Origin of the sequence: Brucella pseudogrignonensis, assembly GCF_031454375.1 — a bacterium.
Lineage (GTDB): Bacteria > Pseudomonadota > Alphaproteobacteria > Rhizobiales > Rhizobiaceae > Brucella > Brucella pseudogrignonensis_A.
This window is the reverse complement of record NZ_JAVDQT010000001.1, coordinates 577,902-595,771: the sequence shown is the minus strand read 5'-3', so window position 1 is coordinate 595,771 and position 17,870 is coordinate 577,902. Positions and strand designations below refer to the sequence as shown.

Sequence of the window (17,870 nt, the reverse complement as noted above, 5' to 3'; positions counted from 1 at the left end):
AATTTGTACAATAACAACTACGCGATGTATCCAGACTGCTCTCACACATAGACAAGAAAAAGGCCGCTTTCGCGGCCTTATCTCTTTTTCTTCAACAGCCATTAAGCTGAGGCATTACCTTTTTCGTCCTGACGTTCGGCATAGATGTAGAGCGGACGGGCACTGCCATCCACAACATCACCGGAAATGACCACTTCCTGAACGCCTTCAAGCGTTGGCAGCTCGAACATCGTGTCGAGCAGGATCTTTTCCATGATCGAACGCAGACCACGCGCACCGGTCTTACGTTCAACTGCCTTATTGGCAATCGCGCGCAGAGCGTCGTCGTGGAAGCTAAGTTCAACATTTTCCATGTCGAACAGACGCTGATACTGCTTCACGAGCGCATTCTTTGGCTCGGTCAAAATCTGCACCAGTGCGTCAACGTCCAGATCTTCCAAAGTGGCGATCACAGGCAGACGACCAACGAATTCCGGAATAAGACCGAATTTCAGCAAATCCTCTGGTTCCAGTTCACGGAACACTTCACCGATACGACGATCTTCAGCGGACTTCACATTGGCGCCAAAACCAATCGAGGTCTTTTCACCACGTGCAGAAATGATCTTATCGAGACCCGCAAACGCACCGCCACAGATGAACAGAATGTTCGTTGTATCGACCTGCAAGAATTCCTGCTGCGGATGCTTACGGCCACCCTGCGGCGGCACGGAAGCAACAGTGCCTTCCATGATCTTCAGAAGCGCCTGCTGAACGCCTTCGCCCGATACGTCACGGGTGATCGAAGGATTGTCCGACTTGCGGCTGATTTTATCAACTTCGTCGATGTATACGATGCCGCGCTGTGCGCGTTCAACATTGTAATCAGCCGACTGGAGCAACTTCAAAATGATGTTTTCGACGTCTTCACCGACATAGCCGGCTTCTGTGAGCGTCGTTGCATCAGCCATTGTGAACGGAACATCGATGATGCGCGCGAGTGTCTGGGCAAGATAGGTCTTGCCGCAACCCGTTGGACCAACCAGCAGAATGTTGGACTTCGCAAGTTCAATGTCGTTGCTCTTCGACTGATGAGCAAGACGCTTGTAGTGATTGTGTACCGCAACCGAGAGAACGCGCTTGGCGTCTTTCTGACCGATGACATAGTCATCGAGTACGTCTTTAATTTCCTGCGGCGTAGGCACACCTTCGCGCGACTTCACCATCGAGGTTTTGTTTTCCTCGCGAATGATGTCCATGCAAAGTTCGACGCACTCGTCGCAGATAAATACGGTCGGGCCTGCAATCAGCTTACGTACTTCATGCTGGCTTTTGCCACAGAACGAGCAATAAAGCGTATTCTTTGAATCGCCGCCGCTGTTGCTGACTTTGCTCATTGCAGTTTCCTTTCAATAAACCGAAATGAACAGCAGCCGTCTGTGTCCATCTCGATCGTTTCTTCCGGTTCGGACCCTTTGAAGAAGCAAAACAACGCTTCTTTCCGGCTCCATCGGCAGTTTTTACGCACTGCCAGTCATTTTGGATCTCGCGTACCGAAGGCTTTCCGACCGAATAAGCCTTAAGTGGCGACTTTTGCAGAACCTAAAGCGGGGAACAATTGAAAAATCATGTTCCCCAGCGAGATTCGGCATAATCTGAACTATTTTAACGCCGTGAACCCCAACAGATGCTTAACGCGATGCGTTAACCTTTACGTAGGACCACGAAATAAGCCGCTTTTGTGGCAAAAGACGCTAAAATATGAAGAGGCAGACGAACTGCCTCCCCGCATTACTTGGTTTCTTCAACAGCCACTTCGCGCGATTCGATGACCTTATCGATCAAACCGAACTCAAGAGCTTCCTGCGCTGTCATGAAGTGATCGCGATCAAGCGTACGTTCAATAGTCTCGTAATCGCGACCTGTATGCTTGACGTAGATCTCATTCAGACGGCGCTTCATCTTGATGATGTCCTGCGCATGACGTTCAATGTCGGACGCCTGCCCCTGGAAACCACCCGAAGGCTGGTGAACCATGATGCGCGCATTTGGCAACGCATAACGTTGACCGGTTGCACCGGCCGTTAGCAGCAACGAACCCATCGAAGCAGCCTGTCCCATACAAAGCGTCGAGACTGGCGGCTTGATGAACTGCATCGTGTCATAAATCGCCATGCCGGACGTAACAACGCCGCCGGGCGAATTAATATACATGTTGATCTCTTTCTTCGGGTTCTCAGACTCGAGAAAGAGCAACTGCGCGCAGATCAGCATCGACATGCCGTCTTCGACAGGACCGTTGACGAAGATGATACGTTCTTTCAGCAAACGTGAAAAAATATCATAGGCCCGCTCGCCACGGTTGGTCTGCTCGACAACCATCGGCACGAGGTTCATGACGGTTTCAATTGGATCTCTCATTATGGGCCTCTGCATATTTATAACGAATATGAATCGTATGGATGTTCCATACATAGGGCTTTGCAGCCCTGTTCCGCAAGATGCCGATCAATCCCAATCGGAATCCTGCTCGACAGGCTTAATGCCGCGTTTCTCGTCAAGCATTTTGCGTGCTGTTTCTGTCAGTCGAGCCTGAATGCGAACCGACCCGTCCTCAAGGTCTTCACGCTTCACATCGCTGCCATGCTGGTAAATCCAGTCAAGAATACGAAGCTCTGACGGCGGAAGCACCACATCCACCGAGCCAAGCGCACCAGCGATGCGGCTTTCGATTAGCGACAGCAACCTCTCAACGCCTTCACCCGTCCATGCTGAAAGCGGAATTGGTCGACCTTCGTCACCGCCAGCCGCAGCCAGACGCAGGGCTGCCTCACGGCCAGCTTCGTCCAGATTATCGATCTTGTTCCAAATCTGGATCACACGCTTATGATCATGGGGATCGACATCAAGACCAGTCAGAATGCTTTCGACGTCTTCAGCTTGCGCCGCATTATCCGGATCGGAAATGTCGCGCACGTGCAGAATCAGATCAGCTTCGACCACTTCTTCAAGCGTCGCGCGGAATGCCGCAACGAGATGATGCGGAAGGTTCGAAATGAAGCCCACAGTATCTGAAAGGATAACCGTTTCACCATGCGGCAGGCGAATGCGGCGCAATGTCGGATCAAGCGTTGCGAACAGCATGTCTTCGGCCAGCACATCGGCACCTGTCATGCGATTAAACAACGTCGATTTGCCCGCATTGGTATAGCCAACCAATGCGATGACAGGATGCGGGACTTTGCGGCGCTTCTGACGATGCAACGTGCGGGTACGGACAACCGTTTCCAGCTCGCGCTTGATCTTCAGGATTTTTTCCTGAAGCATACGCCTGTCAGCTTCAATCTGCGTTTCACCCGGACCACCAAGGAAGCCACCGCCACCGCGCTGACGTTCCAAGTGCGTCCAGCTTCGAACGAGACGACCCTTCTGATAATTCAGATGCGCGAGCTCGACTTGCAGCGCACCTTCCTTGGTACGCGCTCTTTCACCAAAGATTTCCAGAATAAGCCCGGTGCGGTCGATGACCTTAACGTGCAATTCTCTTTCGAGATTACGCTGCTGCACTGGCGTCAAGGCGTGATCAACGATCACGAGACCAATCGACTTCTCTTCAAGAATTTCGGCGATTGCCTCAATTTTACCTGTACCCAGCAGTGTCGCGGGTCGCGGTTGGCTGACAGTCACATTTTCAGCATGGGCAATTTCAAGATTAATCGCGCGGGCAAGACCAATTGCTTCTTCCAGCCGTGCTTCGTTGGAACGCTGAAACTGCGTCCGTTCACCTTCTTCACTTGCTGTACTGGTATTATAACGTTCCGGCAGAATCGGAACGATTACCGCCGCCCTCGTCGGTTCTGGCTCAGACAGGCCAAAACCCTTTTTTTCATCGGCAGGCGAAATATTCGCGTCTTTGAATTTCGACAAATAAACTTACTCCGGGATACGGCACCCAACTGCTTCAGCAGATAGGTCTTCGCATAAGCGGTTTCAAATAGAAGACGCCCCGGCCAATCAAATCATGATCCTGAAAACCCGACCTGTGGGATTAGAATCGAAAAAGCTGGAGCAGAGTGACAATTTCAAGAGATCACCACGCTCCAGCATAAAACTGGTCAGTTATAAACTGAGAAGCGTCAGACTTCCTCACCCTCAAACATCTGTACCGGCTGGCTCGGCATGATGGTCGAAATTGCATGCTTGTAAACAAGCTGCGAATGACCATCGCGACGCAGCAACACACAGAAATTGTCAAATGACGTCACAATACCTGTGAGCTTCACACCATTGATAAGAAAAATGGTCAGTGAAATTTTCTGCTTGCGTACAGAATTGAGAAAAAGGTCTTGAAGATTTTGCGATCGTTCAGCCATTGTTTTTATTCCTTTAATCGATCAGCAGTTTGTTCGTTTATGCCAGACGAACACGCGCACACACATAAATCAAGCTCCCGGGTTGCGCAAAACCAGTCGCTAAATGCAATTGCTGTGGAAAGACAACTGCTTCGCTCTTAATCTTCGGTTAACAGGATGGGAATCTTTCCGCAACCAACAAATTCAAAAACAGATAAGCAAATCTTACAGATTGAAAAATTGACTGCCAACTTCAATAACTTGAAGGGATTATAGACAAAACACTTATTCAGCAGCAATAACGGTTGCGTGTGATGGCTCTTTCAAGAAAGCCTGTACGCGTTCAATAGCCCATACATAAAAGCTACCCGGTTGCAAAGAGACAACCTCCTTGTGCTTCTTATGTATATGGAAGCCGATAAAATCTGGGTGCTGTATTGGCTCTAACCCATAAGCAGGGTCGTAAATGCGAGTCGCCTCTTTCCCGACCCAATAATAGAAGTTCTCCTGTGGTGCGGCATTTTTAAAGATGCCGTACTTGCGCGCGAGCCGCGATATGCCGTCATTTCCGAAAATTGTAATCCCGATAGCGGCAGGCGTAACTTCTTTGCCCGTAAGACGATAGTATAATGGCCGCAGCTTGCCACGTCGCACTCCAAGCCAGCGCGGCAGCGGGTCGCTGGACGCGACATAATCCTCAAATTCGCGAATGATCGGGTGGTCATGCGGTAGATAAAGAGCCGAGACGCCGACGCGAAAACGATTCTCTCGTGCCAAGTATGGCTTCGTTGGATCGGGATGAAATTGCTTTAGCAAATAGACATCCGTATCAAGCCATACGCCCTGCTTATGCTTCATCAGCATGATACGGAAAATATCACTGAACTGAACTATCGTCGTTCGACTGCGCAAGATCGGATAATTGGGATCGAGACGCTTAAATACCTGCTCAGACAGAATAGTGCTGGCATCGTGCATTTCGACGCCCTCAGGGACATTATCGATTGGCGCGTATGAAAACAGCTTCACGCGTTGGCCAGTCATCACCATGGATGCAAGGCATATGCGGTCGACGTCCCGTAGGCTCGGACCATACCAGAAAGTGCAGATATCCATCAGAGATACCGGATAACAGAGGTTGGCATTTTCAAAAACTCAGAAAAATTCGAGGCTAACGCGGAACATCTGTTCCACGTGCTTAATAGCATCAGCAGTTGCGAATATTACAACACGATCTTTCGGCTTAATGCGCACGTCACCATTTGGCTGAATAACCTGCCCTGCACGATAAATCGCACCGATACGCAAGCCTTCCGGCAAATCAAGATCACGCAAAGGCGCGCCGACCAGCGATGACGTCTCAAGCGCTTCCGCTTCAATAATCTCAGCCATATCACGATAGACGCTGTAGACGGCACGGATACGACCACGCCGCACATGCTGCAGTATTTTCGAAACCGTCACAGCCTTCGGATCAATATAGGCATCGATCCCGACCATGTGTGTAAAATCCTGATAGCCGGTCGTGTTGATCAGCGCCATATTGGCCTTACACCCAAGCCGCTTGGCCATGATGCTAGAGAGAATATTCACCTGATCCTGATTGGTGAGAGCGACAAAAAGATCAGCATCCTCAATATCAGCTTCCTGCAAAAGCGCCTGATCCAAAGCGCTGCCATGCAGAACCATCGTACGCTTCAGCTGGTCAGCGATCATGAAAGCGCGCTCATGCTCACTTTCGATCATCTTTATGCGCGTCTGCCATTTGCGCTCTTCAATGGCTTTCGCAACATAGAGGCCGATATTGCCACCACCCGCGATGACAATGCGATGCGCCTCTGGCTTTTCGTGGCCAAACAACGACAGTGTTCTGCGAACCTGCTCGCGGGTTGTCACAACATAAGCGAGATCACCAGCGTTGAGTTGATCGGTCGAGCGAGGAATAAACAGACTGCCATTACGCACAACGCCGACAACAGTTGCCGCAAGATCAGGAAACAGGTCAGAGAGCTGTTTCAATGGTGTATTGATAACCGGGCACTCTTCCAGACACTCAATGGCAAGACCGATAATCTTATCATCAGCAAACCGCAGCACATCCGTCGCGCCCTGCAAGGCAATACGCCGCAAAACCACCTCCCCGACTTCAAGCTCCGGTGAAATAATCACGTCAATCGGCAGGTTTTCACGCAGGAACAAGTCCTGATATTCAGCTTTCAGATAAGACTGCGCGCGAATGCGGGCGATCTTGGTCGGCACATTGAAAACCGAATGGGCAACCTGACAAGCCACCATATTGACTTCGTCAGATAGCGTCACCGCAATAATCATGTCGGCTTCGTTAGCACCAGCAGCAGCCAGAACATCCGGCTGCGAACCATGACCAACGAACCCGCGCACATCCAGAGTATCGCGCACGATCTCAATGTGACGCGCAGATGTATCAATGACGGAGACATCGTTTTCTTCGGCAGCAAGCCGCTCGGCAATACCGTAGCCAACCTGCCCTGCTCCGCACACGATTACGCGCATGATCGTCCCGCCTGCCCTGAACTTGTTTAACTATTATACGCCAAGCGACTTTAGCTTGCGATGCAATGCCGAACGTTCCATGCCAACAAATTCAGCTGTGCGCGAGATATTACCACCAAAGCGATTGATCTGCGCAATCAGATATTCTTTCTCGAACCGCTCACGTGCTTCACGCAAAGGAAGCGCCATGATGTGCTGATCGGATTCGGTCGGCGCGCGTGGCAGCGTGTCGCCAATTTCTGCTGGCAAAAGATCGGCAGTCACTGGCGCATCCGGATCGTCGCCGCGCGCCAGAATCATCAGGCGTTCCACATTGTTTCGCAGCTGACGGATATTTCCCGGCCAGCTATGCGACTGCAAAACAGCCATTGCATCAGAACCGATTTTGCGCGGCTTGATACCCGCCTGCTCGGCAATCTGCGTCATGAAATATTCGACCAGCGATGGAATATCCTCACGACGTGAGGCAAGCGCTGGAACGTGCACCGGCACAACAGACAGGCGATGGAAAAGGTCTTCGCGGAACGTACCTTCGGCAATCATGCCTTCAAGGTTCTGTGCAGTCGAAGAGATAATGCGAACATCTACCTTCACACGCTTGGTTCCACCCACACGTTCGAACTGCTGATCAACCAGCACACGCAAAATCTTGTTCTGCGTTTCACGCGGCATATCCGCAATTTCATCAAGATAAAGGATGCCGCCATGCGCTTCTTCCAGCGCACCAACCTTGCGCTCACCACCATCCATTTCCGTGCCGAAAAGCTCGATCTCCATACGCTCAGGCGTAATGGTTGCAGCATTGACCGTAACGAATGGACCATTGGCCCGGCCTGACTGTGCATGGATAGCACGCGCTGCCAGTTCCTTACCCGCACCTGAAGGTCCGGTAATCATGATACGGCTGTTAGTTGGCGCAACACGCTCAATCGTCTGACGAAGCTGGTTGATTGCGAGCGAAGCGCCAATCAGTTCCATGCTGTTGCCACCGCGCTTGCGCAGATTGGAAACTTCGCGTTTCAGCTTGGATGTTTCCAGAGCACGTTCAGCAACCAAAATCAGACGATCTGCCTTGAATGGCTTTTCGATAAAATCATAGGCACCGCGACGGATTGCCGAAACAGCCGTTTCAACATTGCCGTGACCTGAGATCATCACAACGGGCAGATCAGGATGCTGCTTCTTGATTTCATCAAGCAGTGCAAGACCATCAAGTCGGCTGCCCTGCAACCAGATATCAAGAAATACAAGGCGTGGCACGCGATCATCAATCGCGGCAAGCGCGCTATCAGCATCAAAGGCCGTACGCGTCTCATACCCTTCGTCGCTCAGGATACCTGCAACAAGTTCCCGGATATCCACTTCGTCATCAACAACAAGAATATCGGCTGCCATATCAGTTCACCTGTCCAACTATCTCGTTTCCGGGATTTCCCTCTTCCGCACCAGCATCGCCGGTGGAAACCTCAGGAAAGATCATACGTATCATTGCGCCACGTCCACCGTGGAAATCTGCTGGCGCATCATGCAATTCCAACTGTCCGCCGTGGTCTTCCACGATTTTGCGGACTATCGCGAGGCCAAGGCCAGTGCCTTTTTCGCGCGTTGTCATATAAGGCTCCAAGAGCTTCTGACGATCATCGCCCGGCAAGCCTTTGCCGTTATCAATCACTTCCACCACGAGATGTCCGTCGTCTTTGCGGGCGCGAACAAGGATATGCCCATCACCACGGTCTTCCTTTGGTACGGCATCGATCGCCTCGCTGGCATTTTTGATGATATTGCCAAAAGCCTGACCGAGCAGACGACTATCGAAAGAACCGATCAGCTTTTCCGAACCATGTTCATTGGTAAACTTTATATCCTGTCGGCTCACTTCAATGAGGAATGAAGCTTCACGCAGCGCTTCACGCATATCCATCGCCTTCATCTCCGGCTTAGGCATACGTGCAAAGGCTGAGAACTCATCGACCATACGGCCAATATCACCGACTTGACGGATGATTGTATCGGTACACTGGTCGAACACTTCACGATCTTCAACGATCACCTTGCCGTAGCGACGGCGAATGCGTTCAGCAGAAAGCTGGATTGGGGTCAGCGGGTTTTTGATTTCATGCGCAATACGACGCGCAACATCCGCCCACGCCGAAGAACGCTGCGCCTGAACCAGATCAGTAATGTCATCAACAGTAACGACATAGGAATGATCATCAGATTCTGAATCTTCGACGGTCACCTGAACATTAAAAGTTCGCGCAACACCACCCCGTGTCATGCTGACCTGCTCACGGTACATCGCACGATCCGTTGTTCGCGCCACTTCAAACGCTTGTCCAATTTCTGGCGCAATGCTGCTCAAGCTTTTACCGATTGCATCGTGTGAACTAACGCCGAACATATGTTCAGCCGAGCGATTGAGGATCGTAATTGAGCCATCGGTCTCAATGCCGATAACACCCGCATTGACGCCAGAAAGAACCGCCTCAGAAAAGCGGCGACGTTCATCAATCTGATCTTTCGCTGACAAGAGCTCGTTGCGCTGACTATTCAATTCAGCAACCATGTTGTTGAACGTATCCGACAATGCGCCAACGTCGCCGTCAGACGCGCGTACAGGTACAGAAATATTGAGATTACCGGCAGCAACATCGTCAGCTGCGCCAATCAAAAGTCGGATTGGGCGAACAAGACGGTCAGCCACTGCTATACCGGTCCAAATGGCAGACAGAAGAACAATCAACGTCAGACCGAAATAGAGCAGTGCAAACGCAATCTGGGTTGGTATGCGGTTCGCATCCATCTCCTGATAGCGCTGTGTATTGGCCTCCATCAGGCGCATTGATTCCAAAATCTGCGGATCAACCTGCCGTACGGTGTAAAGATAAAGGTCAGGTATCTCACGCATTTTGATGACTGCGCCAACAAAGTTACTATTGCCCGGAGGTATAATAACTGGCCTTCCATCAACAGCTGTTCTTAAGGCATCTTCGGTTGGTGGAGGAAGACGCGTTTCAACACCCGTTTCGCTTTTAACAACCACATCGCCATTTTCACGCACCAGAAATGCGCCCAACAAACCGCGACCGCCAGCCTGAAGCGTCATGTAGCGAATAAAGCCACCCCTATCGAGACTGTAAACAGTGCGCTGCGCATCCAGTTCCTGAAGCATCGAAAACGATGTGCTTTGCAGATTAAGCGCTGTCTCTTTAATGTAGGCAGTGGTCAAACTCTGTGAAGAACTCACAATATCGCGTGTGTTGGTATCAAACCAGCGATCTAGCCCGAGATTGAGTGTGACTGACGCGACAATAGCCACCACAATCGCAGGCACTGCAGCGATCAGTGAGAACAGCGCAACGATACGCACATGTAGGCGCGATGCAGCTTTTCCAGATCTGCGCGCCGATATAATGCGATAAATCTCACGGCAAATGAGCAGGATAAGAAAAACAATAAGCGCGACATTGATAATGACCAGCGTAAGCGTCACTGCTCGGTCAGGCGTGATCGGCGTTATACCAATGAGAATGCAAAAAGACAGCGAAGCAGTAATCAGCGCCAGAACAACAGTGATGATACCCGGCAACGCAAGAAGCCTGCGCCCCTCACCGCCGCGCGATGGTCGCTCTGCCTTATCCATATCCGTCGTCAGATTCGCTGTATTCATGTTAACCATGTTACCCAATAGCGTTGCATCTATGCAACGCATTGTGGCGAAAATGCAACGATTGTTTACAGCTTAAATAGGGTTTCGCGAAACTGTGAGCGGCTTTTTGCTCATTTTCTACTGCTTGGCGCCCCGATAGATATTCACACCGAGTTCTCTGATCTTCTTACGCAGCGTATTACGGTTAAGACCCAAAATTTCTGCGGCCTTAATTTGATTGCCGCGCGTAGCAGTCAAACATGCGAGGATGAGTGGATATTCCAGTTCGGCAAGAACGCGGTGATAAAGGCCGGGCGGCGGAAGATCAGAACCGAACGAGCCGAAATAACGCTGCATGTTTTGCTCTACCACCTGCGAAATGGTGATGTTTTCGAGGTCACCCGTCACAACCACAGGGGCATCGGGCTTTGAAAGCTCAGATTTCAGCTCGGCTTCGATGATCTCAGGAGAAATCTCATCTTGGGGGTAAAGTGCCGAAAGCCGGCGCACAAGATTTTCGAGCTCGCGCACATTGCCCGGCCATGGATAGCGACGCATCATATCAAAGCCGGTGGCCGTGATACGTTTTTCAGGCAGACCTTCTTCCGCAGCGCGCTTGAAAAAGTGACGAACCAGATCCGGTACGTCTTCGCTGCGTTCGCGCAGTGGCGGCAGACGCAGTGGCACGACATTCAGGCGATAGTAAAGATCTTCGCGGAACAGACCCTGCGCGATGAGCTGGCGCAAATCTTTATTGGTTGCAGCCACAATACGCACATCTGTCTTGATCGGTGTACGACCACCAACAGTCATATATTCGCCCTGCTGCAACACGCGAAGCAAACGTGTTTGTGCCTCCATCGGCATATCGCCGATTTCGTCGAGAAACAGTGTTCCGCCATTGGCCTGCTCGAAACGCCCGCTTGAACGGTTCTGTGCGCCGGTAAAGGCACCCTTTTCGTGGCCAAACAATTCAGATTCGATTAGGTCACGCGGAATAGCGGCCATATTGATGGCGACAAACGGTCCTTTGCGGCGGCGGCCATATTCATGCAATGCGCGCGCAACGAGTTCCTTACCCGTGCCAGACTCACCCGTCACCATCATGGTGAGGTCTGTCTGCATCATGCGGGCCAGCACACGATAGATTTCCTGCATTGCTGGCGAGCGGCCGACCAGTGGCATGTTTTCAGCCTGCTCATCCGGCAAAACCGCAGCGGGCTTATGCTTTGGTTCAGACAGGGCACGACCAACAATATTGATCAGTTCTGTGAGATCAAACGGCTTTGGCAGATATTCATAAGCACCGGCTTCCGAAGCGCGGATCGCGGTCATAAACGTATTTTGCGCGCTCATCACCACAATCGGCAGATCAGGACGCATCTTCTTGATGCGCGGAAGCAGATCAAATGCATTCTCGTCCGGCATATTAACGTCTGTAATCACCAGATCACCATCACCAGCAGCAATCCAACGCCAAAGTGATGCGCCATTCGATGTAACACGCACATCATAGCCTGCACGCGACAATGCCTGATTAAGCACAGTGCGAATTGCAGCATCATCATCGGCAACGAGAATCGTACCTGTCGGACGTCCGGCAATCATGCGTTATCTCCTGTCTTTGCAGACATATTTTCAGCTGAACTCTTCCACTGCGGCATCAAAATGCGGAATGTGGTACGCGATGGATGGCTGTCGCACTCGATTACGCCGCCATGATCACCAATAATCTTGGCAACCAGTGCCAGTCCAAGACCTGACCCATTGGTCTTGGTTGTAACAAACGGATCGAACAAATGCGGCAGCATATCTTCGGGCACGCCCGGACCATTATCATGCACGCAGAATTCCAGCGGCAATGCTACGCGGTCGCTTGCACCCGGAACCTGTAGGCGGATACCCGGACGATAAGCAGTTGAGAGCGTGATTTCAGCACCCTCACGGTCACCGATTGCTTCTGCAGCATTCTTCACCAGATTAAGGAAAACCTGAACAAGCTGATCGCGATTGGCATAAACAGGCGGCAGCGATGGGTCGTATTCTTCTACAAAGCGGATATTCCGCGCAAAACCATTGCGCGCCAATGTCTTCACATGATCCAGTACCGAATAAATATTGACTGCCGTACGTTCAATCGGACGCTCATCCGAAAACACTTCCATCCGATCAACAAGCTTCACAATCCGATCAGTTTCATCAGTGATCAGCCGTGCCAATGCGCGATCTTCATCGCCAACAACCTGTTCAAGCAATTGTGCGGCACCGCGAATACCGGAAAGCGGATTCTTGATTTCATGCGCAAGCATAGAAGCCAAGCCCGTCACCGAACGCGCAGCGCCACGATGGGTCATCTGGCGGTCGATCTTCTCCGCCATGGTCTTTTCTTTAAACAGAATAACCACAGCACCCGGCGTTTCGATAACCGGTGCTACATAGAGATCGACAATGCGTTCGGCACCAAGTTTCGGCGACGAAATATCGACGCGATATTCATTGACCGGAACCTGAGCCGTGCGAACCTGATCGACCAGAGCCAGCAATGGACTGCCAAAAGGCAGAAACGATTCAAGACGATTGCGCGCCAGAATAGACGAGCCAGATCGGAAAAACTGCTCCGCATCCATATTGGCATAAACTATGTGATTATCGGCACTCACCATAATCACAGGCTGATTGATGGCATCCAGAATGATTGCTGGAATGCCGCTCGCTTCACTTCTAACGCCCATCATGCGACCTTTCTGTCTGCATCACGCAGAAAAACGCGGGTTAGCGCCGCGATAACCGCTTCGGGATCAGTGAGTGTCATGATTTCAGCCTTATCTGCCTGCGAGAATGCTTCACCCGTATGACGATCCAGATACCAGCCGAGATGTTTTCTCGAGTGGCGGATACCTGTCTTGCTGCCATAGTGGTCGAGCATACCTTCGTAATGTCTTATAATATAAGAAAGAATGCCATCAGCTGTACGCGGTGCGAAATCACTGCCTGCGATCAGGCCTGCAAGCCACGGCTGACCATAGGAAGCACGACCAACCATCACGGCGTCAGCACCAGAGCGGCGCAACAATTCTTCCGCATCCTCGCGTGACGACACATCCCCATTGGCAACCAATGGAATCTTCACGACATCACGCACCGCATGAATGGCATCCCAGTCGGCTGTGCCTTCATAAAACTGGCAGCGCGTGCGGCCATGTACCGTCACCATCGCAATGCCGGCATCTTCGGCGCGTTTAGCTAATTCAGGCGCGTTGATGCTATTCTCATCCCAGCCAAGACGCATTTTAAGCGTAACCGGCACTTTGACAGCATTTACCGTTGCCTCAACCAACGTCATCGCATGATCGAGATCGCGCATCAGCGCTGAACCAGAATAGCCGCCCGTCACCTTCTTGGCAGGACAGCCCATGTTGATATCGATAATATCAGCGCCCTCGCTTTCGGCGATGATGGCTGCTTCGCCCATCCAATGCGCTTCGCGGCCTGCAAGCTGCACGACATGCGTGCCAAGCCCTTCACCGGACAGTCGCAACATGCTTTCCTTATGACGATTGCAAAGCTCGGCACTCGCCACCATTTCCGAAACAACCATGCCAGCACCAGCTTCGGCAGCGCGCTTGCGAAATGGAAGGTCGGAAACACCTGACATAGGAGCTAGAAAAACGCGGTTTGGAACCACCACGTTACGTATGCTTAAAGGCTGTTCAAGATTGGCGACCAAAATATGCTCATTTGATGTGCATGATGCAATTAGCACACAGTTTAATCATTTGATGCATTGAACGCAAGGAAAAGCGCGTGCGGATAATGATAAATTGATTGCGGTATGGCAATTATTTGCGCAAGGCGTTATTCGGCAAATAGCAATTTGAATCTCTGACAAAGGCAACCGATATTTTACGGGCAGCAGCAGTCATCGTAGCCGCGGGACGTGGTGAACGTGCAGGACAAAGCACCGAAGGTCCGAAGCAATATCGGCGGATCGGCGGCGAAGCTGTGCTTTCACGCACGCTGAGAGCTTTTGCGCAGTGTCCTGAGATTGTTGAGATTATCGTTGTCATCCATGCCGATGATACAGCTTTGTATGATAAAGCTATTACCGACCATTATGAAAATGTGCACGTCGTCACCGGCGGTCCGACACGGCAGGAATCCACCCGACTTGGATTGCTGGCGCTTAACACAGACGCTCCTGACTACGTGCTTATCCATGATGGTGTACGCCCATTCATCGAACAGGATTTGCTTGCCCGTATATTCGACAATCTGACACCGCAGGAAGGCGTGCTGCCCGCCCTTGCCGTGTCCGACACGCTGAAACAGTCAGCCAGTGACGGTACAGTCAAAATGACGGTTCCGCGCGCAGGTCTTTTTGCAGCGCAAACACCGCAGGCTTTTCCTTTCGCACCAATCCTCGATGCACACGAAAAAGCATATCTCAGCGGCCGTTCGGATTTTACCGACGATGCATCGATTGCAGAAGCCTATGGACTGGCGGTGCAAATCATCGAGGGTTCAGCAGACAATACCAAACTGACATGGGCCAAAGATATCGAAATGGCCGACAAACGTTTGAGGCATGGCATGACTTCTTTTCCAGATATTCGCACCGGCAATGGGTATGACGTTCACAGCTTTGAGCCAGGCGATCACGTCACACTTTGCGGCGTCGCCATTCCGCACAATAAAAAGCTTAACGGTCATTCCGATGCTGACGTGGCCCTCCACGCACTGACCGATGCCCTGCTTGCCACACGCGGCGCAGGAGATATTGGCACACATTTCCCGCCATCCGATCCCCAGTGGAAGGGTGCTGCATCGCATATCTTCGTTGAACATGCGGTCAAGATAGTGCGCGAAGCCGGTGGTCGTATCGCCAATGCGGATGTGACGATCATTGCGGAGGAACCTAAGATCGGGCCGCATCGTCCGGCAATGACGGAAGCCATGGCCAATATGATCGGCATTTCGCAAGACCGCGTGTCAGTCAAAGCCACCACCAACGAAAGAATGGGCTTTGTCGGTCGTGGCGAAGGCATTGCTGCTATTGTGACTGCAACCGTGATCTATCCCGGTGAGGTTCCTGAATGACACTCGTTGCCGAAGCTCAAGCCATCAACGTCCTGAATGCATGTCGCCAACACAGCATCATGATTGTGACGGCAGAATCCTGCACAGGTGGGCTGATCGCGGCAGCACTCACCGATATTGCTGGTTCCTCGGATGTGGTGGATCGCGGCTTTGTCACCTATTCCAACGAAGCCAAGAATGAGATGATCGGCGTTCCGATGGAACTGATCATCCAAGTGGGTGCAGTGTCCAAAGAAGTGGCGATAGCCATGGCAGAAGGTGCACTTGCCAACTCACGCGCAGCCATCAGCATTGCCGTAACCGGCATTGCCGGTCCGGGCGGCGGATCGGCTGAAAAGCCAGTCGGCCTTGTGCATATCGCCAGTGCGCGCAAAGGTTTTGCCACGATGCACAAAGAATGCCGCTTTGGTGAAAAATCACGCGACAATATACGCCATGAGACCGTGCTTTCAGCGTTAGCACTGGTTCTTGAAGCGCTTAGCCCCGATTAAGCAATGCCATAAATATCGTCGGAGCGCTTTTCAAAGGCTTCCGAGAACTTACGGAAAGCCAGATCAAACATCGACCCCATCAGCATTCCAAGCATTTTGCTCTTGAATTCATAATCGATGAAAAACTCGACATCGCATTCATAACCATCGTTAACCGGCTTAAAAGTCCAGCGATTGTCGAGATAGCGGAATGGGCCATCGACATATTTCACGTCGATGACGTTTTCTTCTGGCTTCAGAAGCACCTGACTGGTGAATGTCTCGCGGATCAACTTATAGCCAACCGTCATGTCAGCGACTAGCAGTGTCTTGCCGTCCCGTTCTTTGCGCGAGCGTATCGATAGTGCTTCGCACATCGGCAGGAATTGTGGATATTTTTCCACGTCCGACACCAGGGCAAACATCTGGTCTGCCCTGTGATGAACGCGTCTGACATTAGTAAATTGCGGCATGCGAGTTTAAGCCTGTGCTGCGACCTGCGCTTCACGCGCAGCCTTGAGCTTTGCAAAATCATCACCGGCATGGTGCGATGAACGCGTCAGCGGGCTGGATGCAACCAGAGCAAAGCCCTTCGTACGACCGATTGTCTCAAACGACTTGAATTCGTCAGGCGTGACAAAACGGACAACTGGATGGTGTTTGCGGGTTGGCTGGAGATATTGACCGATGGTCATGAAATCCACGTCAGCCGAACGAAGATCGTCCATAAGCTGCAAAATTTCATTCCGCTCTTCACCAAAGCCGACCATGATGCCGGATTTTGTAAAGATCGTCGGATCAAGTTCCTTCACGCGCTGCAGCAGGCGGATGGAATGGAAATAGCGCGCACCCGGACGAACCTTGAGATATTTCGACGGAACGGTTTCCAGATTGTGATTGAACACATCAGGACGCGCCTTAACAACGATCTCTAGCGCGCCTTCCTTGCGAAGGAAGTCTGGCGTCAGAATTTCAATCGTCGTCTTTGGCGTTGCCTGACGGATAGCGCGAATAACGTCAGCAAAATGCTGTGCGCCGCCATCAGCGAGATCATCACGATCAACTGAGGTGATAACGACGTGGGTCAGGCCCATCTGCTTGATCGCACGTGCAACACTTTCCGGTTCATTCGGATCGAGAGCTTTCGGAATACCGGTCGAAACGTTGCAGAAAGCACAAGCACGGGTGCAGATTTCACCCATGATCATGAATGTCGCGTGCTTCTTTTCCCAGCACTCGCCAATATTCGGGCAGCCAGCTTCTTCGCAAACGGTAACGAGCTTGTTCGAGCGGACGATCTCACGCGTTTCATTATAGCCACGCGAAACGGGAGCCTTAACGCGGATCCACTCCGGCTTTTTCAGGATTTCATTATCCGGACGATGTGCCTTCTCCGGATGACGAAGACGTCTCTGGTTCACCGTGTCGAGAACTGTAACCATGCTGTTTCCTGCCTATCCGAAGTTTTCACAAACTTGAAACACTTCTAAATTGGGTCCGGTTCGTAGTCTTTGGCCTGTACTCTGTCAACTTGGCACGCCCAAAGACAACGTCAATATGCTGCGGCTTACCGTCTCGCCGCCATTCCTAATGCCCTGAAAACCAGTGCCCAGATAAGGCCAAACAATAGCCCGCCTAATCCAAGGGCAAAAGCCAGTGTCCAGACGCCATACCAGCCAGCAATCGCCATTCCATTGACCGATATGGTGTTTCCGCCGATCAGGCTCAAGCTTCCGGCCATAAAGCCGAGCGCAAGACCGCCGACGGTACACCATTTAATCATGGGCCATG

Annotated in this window: 16 protein-coding genes; 2 read left to right on the top strand and 14 right to left on the bottom strand. The window is 51.5% G+C overall.

Annotation, left to right across the window (positions count from 1 at the left end; genetic code table 11):
* Positions 1-101: 101 nt before the first annotated feature.
* From clpX to dusB, 11 genes are all read right to left on the bottom strand, one after another.
* Positions 102-1,376 (bottom strand): ATP-dependent Clp protease ATP-binding subunit ClpX, encoded by a 1,275-nt coding sequence (clpX, locus tag J2782_RS02890; RefSeq protein WP_250039806.1) that lies wholly within the window; start codon positions 1,374-1,376, stop codon positions 102-104.
* A 394-nt stretch (positions 1,377-1,770) separates the two neighbouring features.
* Positions 1,771-2,400, bottom strand: a complete 630-nt coding sequence (gene clpP / locus J2782_RS02885; RefSeq protein ID WP_250039805.1) for an ATP-dependent Clp endopeptidase proteolytic subunit ClpP — start codon at positions 2,398-2,400, stop codon at positions 1,771-1,773.
* A gap of 87 nt (positions 2,401-2,487) precedes the next feature.
* On the bottom strand, positions 2,488-3,906 hold the full coding sequence (gene hflX / locus J2782_RS02880; RefSeq protein ID WP_310010049.1) for a GTPase HflX: 1,419 nt from the start codon (positions 3,904-3,906) through the stop codon (positions 2,488-2,490).
* A 209-nt stretch (positions 3,907-4,115) separates the two neighbouring features.
* Positions 4,116-4,352, bottom strand: a complete 237-nt coding sequence (hfq, locus tag J2782_RS02875) for an RNA chaperone Hfq (protein ID WP_007875113.1) — start codon at positions 4,350-4,352, stop codon at positions 4,116-4,118.
* A 264-nt stretch (positions 4,353-4,616) separates the two neighbouring features.
* Positions 4,617-5,447 (bottom strand): glycosyltransferase, encoded by an 831-nt coding sequence (locus J2782_RS02870; protein WP_310010046.1) that lies wholly within the window; start codon positions 5,445-5,447, stop codon positions 4,617-4,619.
* Between the two features lie 39 nt (positions 5,448-5,486).
* Positions 5,487-6,863: a Trk system potassium transporter TrkA gene (gene trkA / locus J2782_RS02865; RefSeq protein ID WP_310010045.1), complete on the bottom strand. Its 1,377-nt coding sequence runs from the start codon at positions 6,861-6,863 to the stop codon at positions 5,487-5,489.
* A 33-nt stretch (positions 6,864-6,896) separates the two neighbouring features.
* Positions 6,897-8,258, bottom strand: a complete 1,362-nt coding sequence (gene ntrX, locus J2782_RS02860) for a nitrogen assimilation response regulator NtrX (protein WP_250039801.1) — start codon at positions 8,256-8,258, stop codon at positions 6,897-6,899.
* Position 8,259: 1 nt separating this feature from the next.
* Entirely contained in the window at positions 8,260-10,575 is a 2,316-nt protein-coding gene (locus J2782_RS02855; protein ID WP_310010044.1) for a sensor histidine kinase NtrY-like, read from the bottom strand.
* A 75-nt stretch (positions 10,576-10,650) separates the two neighbouring features.
* The gene (ntrC, locus tag J2782_RS02850; RefSeq protein ID WP_250039799.1) at positions 10,651-12,120 is read right to left on the bottom strand and encodes a nitrogen regulation protein NR(I); all 1,470 of its coding nucleotides are present in this window, start codon (positions 12,118-12,120) and stop codon (positions 10,651-10,653) included.
* Entirely contained in the window at positions 12,117-13,244 is a 1,128-nt protein-coding gene (locus J2782_RS02845; protein ID WP_310011045.1) for a two-component system sensor histidine kinase NtrB, read from the bottom strand. The genes ntrC and J2782_RS02845 overlap by 4 nt, the downstream gene beginning before the upstream one ends.
* Positions 13,244-14,239 (bottom strand): tRNA dihydrouridine synthase DusB, encoded by a 996-nt coding sequence (gene dusB / locus J2782_RS02840; protein WP_310010043.1) that lies wholly within the window; start codon positions 14,237-14,239, stop codon positions 13,244-13,246. Before dusB ends, J2782_RS02845 begins: the two co-directional genes overlap by 1 nt.
* A gap of 155 nt (positions 14,240-14,394) precedes the next feature.
* On the opposite strand from dusB, the gene J2782_RS02835 reads away from it, so the two are divergent.
* Positions 14,395-15,609 (top strand): bifunctional 2-C-methyl-D-erythritol 4-phosphate cytidylyltransferase/2-C-methyl-D-erythritol 2,4-cyclodiphosphate synthase, encoded by a 1,215-nt coding sequence (locus J2782_RS02835; RefSeq protein WP_310011044.1) that lies wholly within the window; start codon positions 14,395-14,397, stop codon positions 15,607-15,609.
* Positions 15,606-16,100 (top strand): CinA family protein, encoded by a 495-nt coding sequence (locus J2782_RS02830; RefSeq protein ID WP_310010042.1) that lies wholly within the window; start codon positions 15,606-15,608, stop codon positions 16,098-16,100. Before J2782_RS02835 ends, J2782_RS02830 begins: the two co-directional genes overlap by 4 nt.
* On the opposite strand, the gene J2782_RS02825 is transcribed toward J2782_RS02830, so the two are convergent.
* The 3 genes from J2782_RS02825 to J2782_RS02815 all read right to left on the bottom strand — a co-directional run bounded on the left by J2782_RS02825 (position 16,097) and on the right by J2782_RS02815 (position 17,862).
* On the bottom strand, positions 16,097-16,552 hold the full coding sequence (locus J2782_RS02825) for a type II toxin-antitoxin system RatA family toxin (protein ID WP_310010041.1): 456 nt from the start codon (positions 16,550-16,552) through the stop codon (positions 16,097-16,099). The genes J2782_RS02830 and J2782_RS02825 overlap by 4 nt on opposite strands.
* Positions 16,553-16,558: 6 nt before the next feature.
* Positions 16,559-17,521, bottom strand: coding sequence for a lipoyl synthase (gene lipA / locus J2782_RS02820; protein ID WP_310010040.1), 963 nt, complete (start codon positions 17,519-17,521; stop codon positions 16,559-16,561).
* Between the two features lie 125 nt (positions 17,522-17,646).
* A complete protein-coding gene (locus J2782_RS02815) occupies positions 17,647-17,862 on the bottom strand; it encodes a hypothetical protein (protein WP_310011132.1) in 216 nt (71 codons plus the stop codon).
* Positions 17,863-17,870: the final 8 nt, after the last annotated feature.

Bases quoted from the DNA above. Each gene is read 5' to 3' on its own strand.
- clpX (WP_250039806.1), bottom strand. From the start codon at position 1,376: ATGAGCAAAGTCAGCAACAGCGGCGGCGATTCAAAGAATACGCTTTAT.
- clpP (WP_250039805.1), bottom strand. From the start codon at position 2,400: ATGAGAGATCCAATTGAAACCGTCATGAACCTCGTGCCGATGGTTGTC.
- hfq (WP_007875113.1), bottom strand. From the start codon at position 4,352: ATGGCTGAACGATCGCAAAATCTTCAAGACCTTTTTCTCAATTCTGTA.
- J2782_RS02870 (WP_310010046.1), bottom strand. From the start codon at position 5,447: ATGGATATCTGCACTTTCTGGTATGGTCCGAGCCTACGGGACGTCGAC.
- trkA (WP_310010045.1), bottom strand. From the start codon at position 6,863: ATGCGCGTAATCGTGTGCGGAGCAGGGCAGGTTGGCTACGGTATTGCC.
- ntrX (WP_250039801.1), bottom strand. From the start codon at position 8,258: ATGGCAGCCGATATTCTTGTTGTTGATGACGAAGTGGATATCCGGGAA.
- J2782_RS02855 (WP_310010044.1), bottom strand. From the start codon at position 10,575: ATGCGTTGCATAGATGCAACGCTATTGGGTAACATGGTTAACATGAAT.
- ntrC (WP_250039799.1), bottom strand. From the start codon at position 12,120: ATGATTGCCGGACGTCCGACAGGTACGATTCTCGTTGCCGATGATGAT.
- J2782_RS02845 (WP_310011045.1), bottom strand. From the start codon at position 13,244: ATGGGCGTTAGAAGTGAAGCGAGCGGCATTCCAGCAATCATTCTGGAT.
- J2782_RS02830 (WP_310010042.1), top strand. From the start codon at position 15,606: ATGACACTCGTTGCCGAAGCTCAAGCCATCAACGTCCTGAATGCATGT.
- J2782_RS02825 (WP_310010041.1), bottom strand. From the start codon at position 16,552: ATGCCGCAATTTACTAATGTCAGACGCGTTCATCACAGGGCAGACCAG.
- lipA (WP_310010040.1), bottom strand. From the start codon at position 17,521: ATGGTTACAGTTCTCGACACGGTGAACCAGAGACGTCTTCGTCATCCG.
- J2782_RS02815 (WP_310011132.1), bottom strand. From the start codon at position 17,862: ATGATTAAATGGTGTACCGTCGGCGGTCTTGCGCTCGGCTTTATGGCC.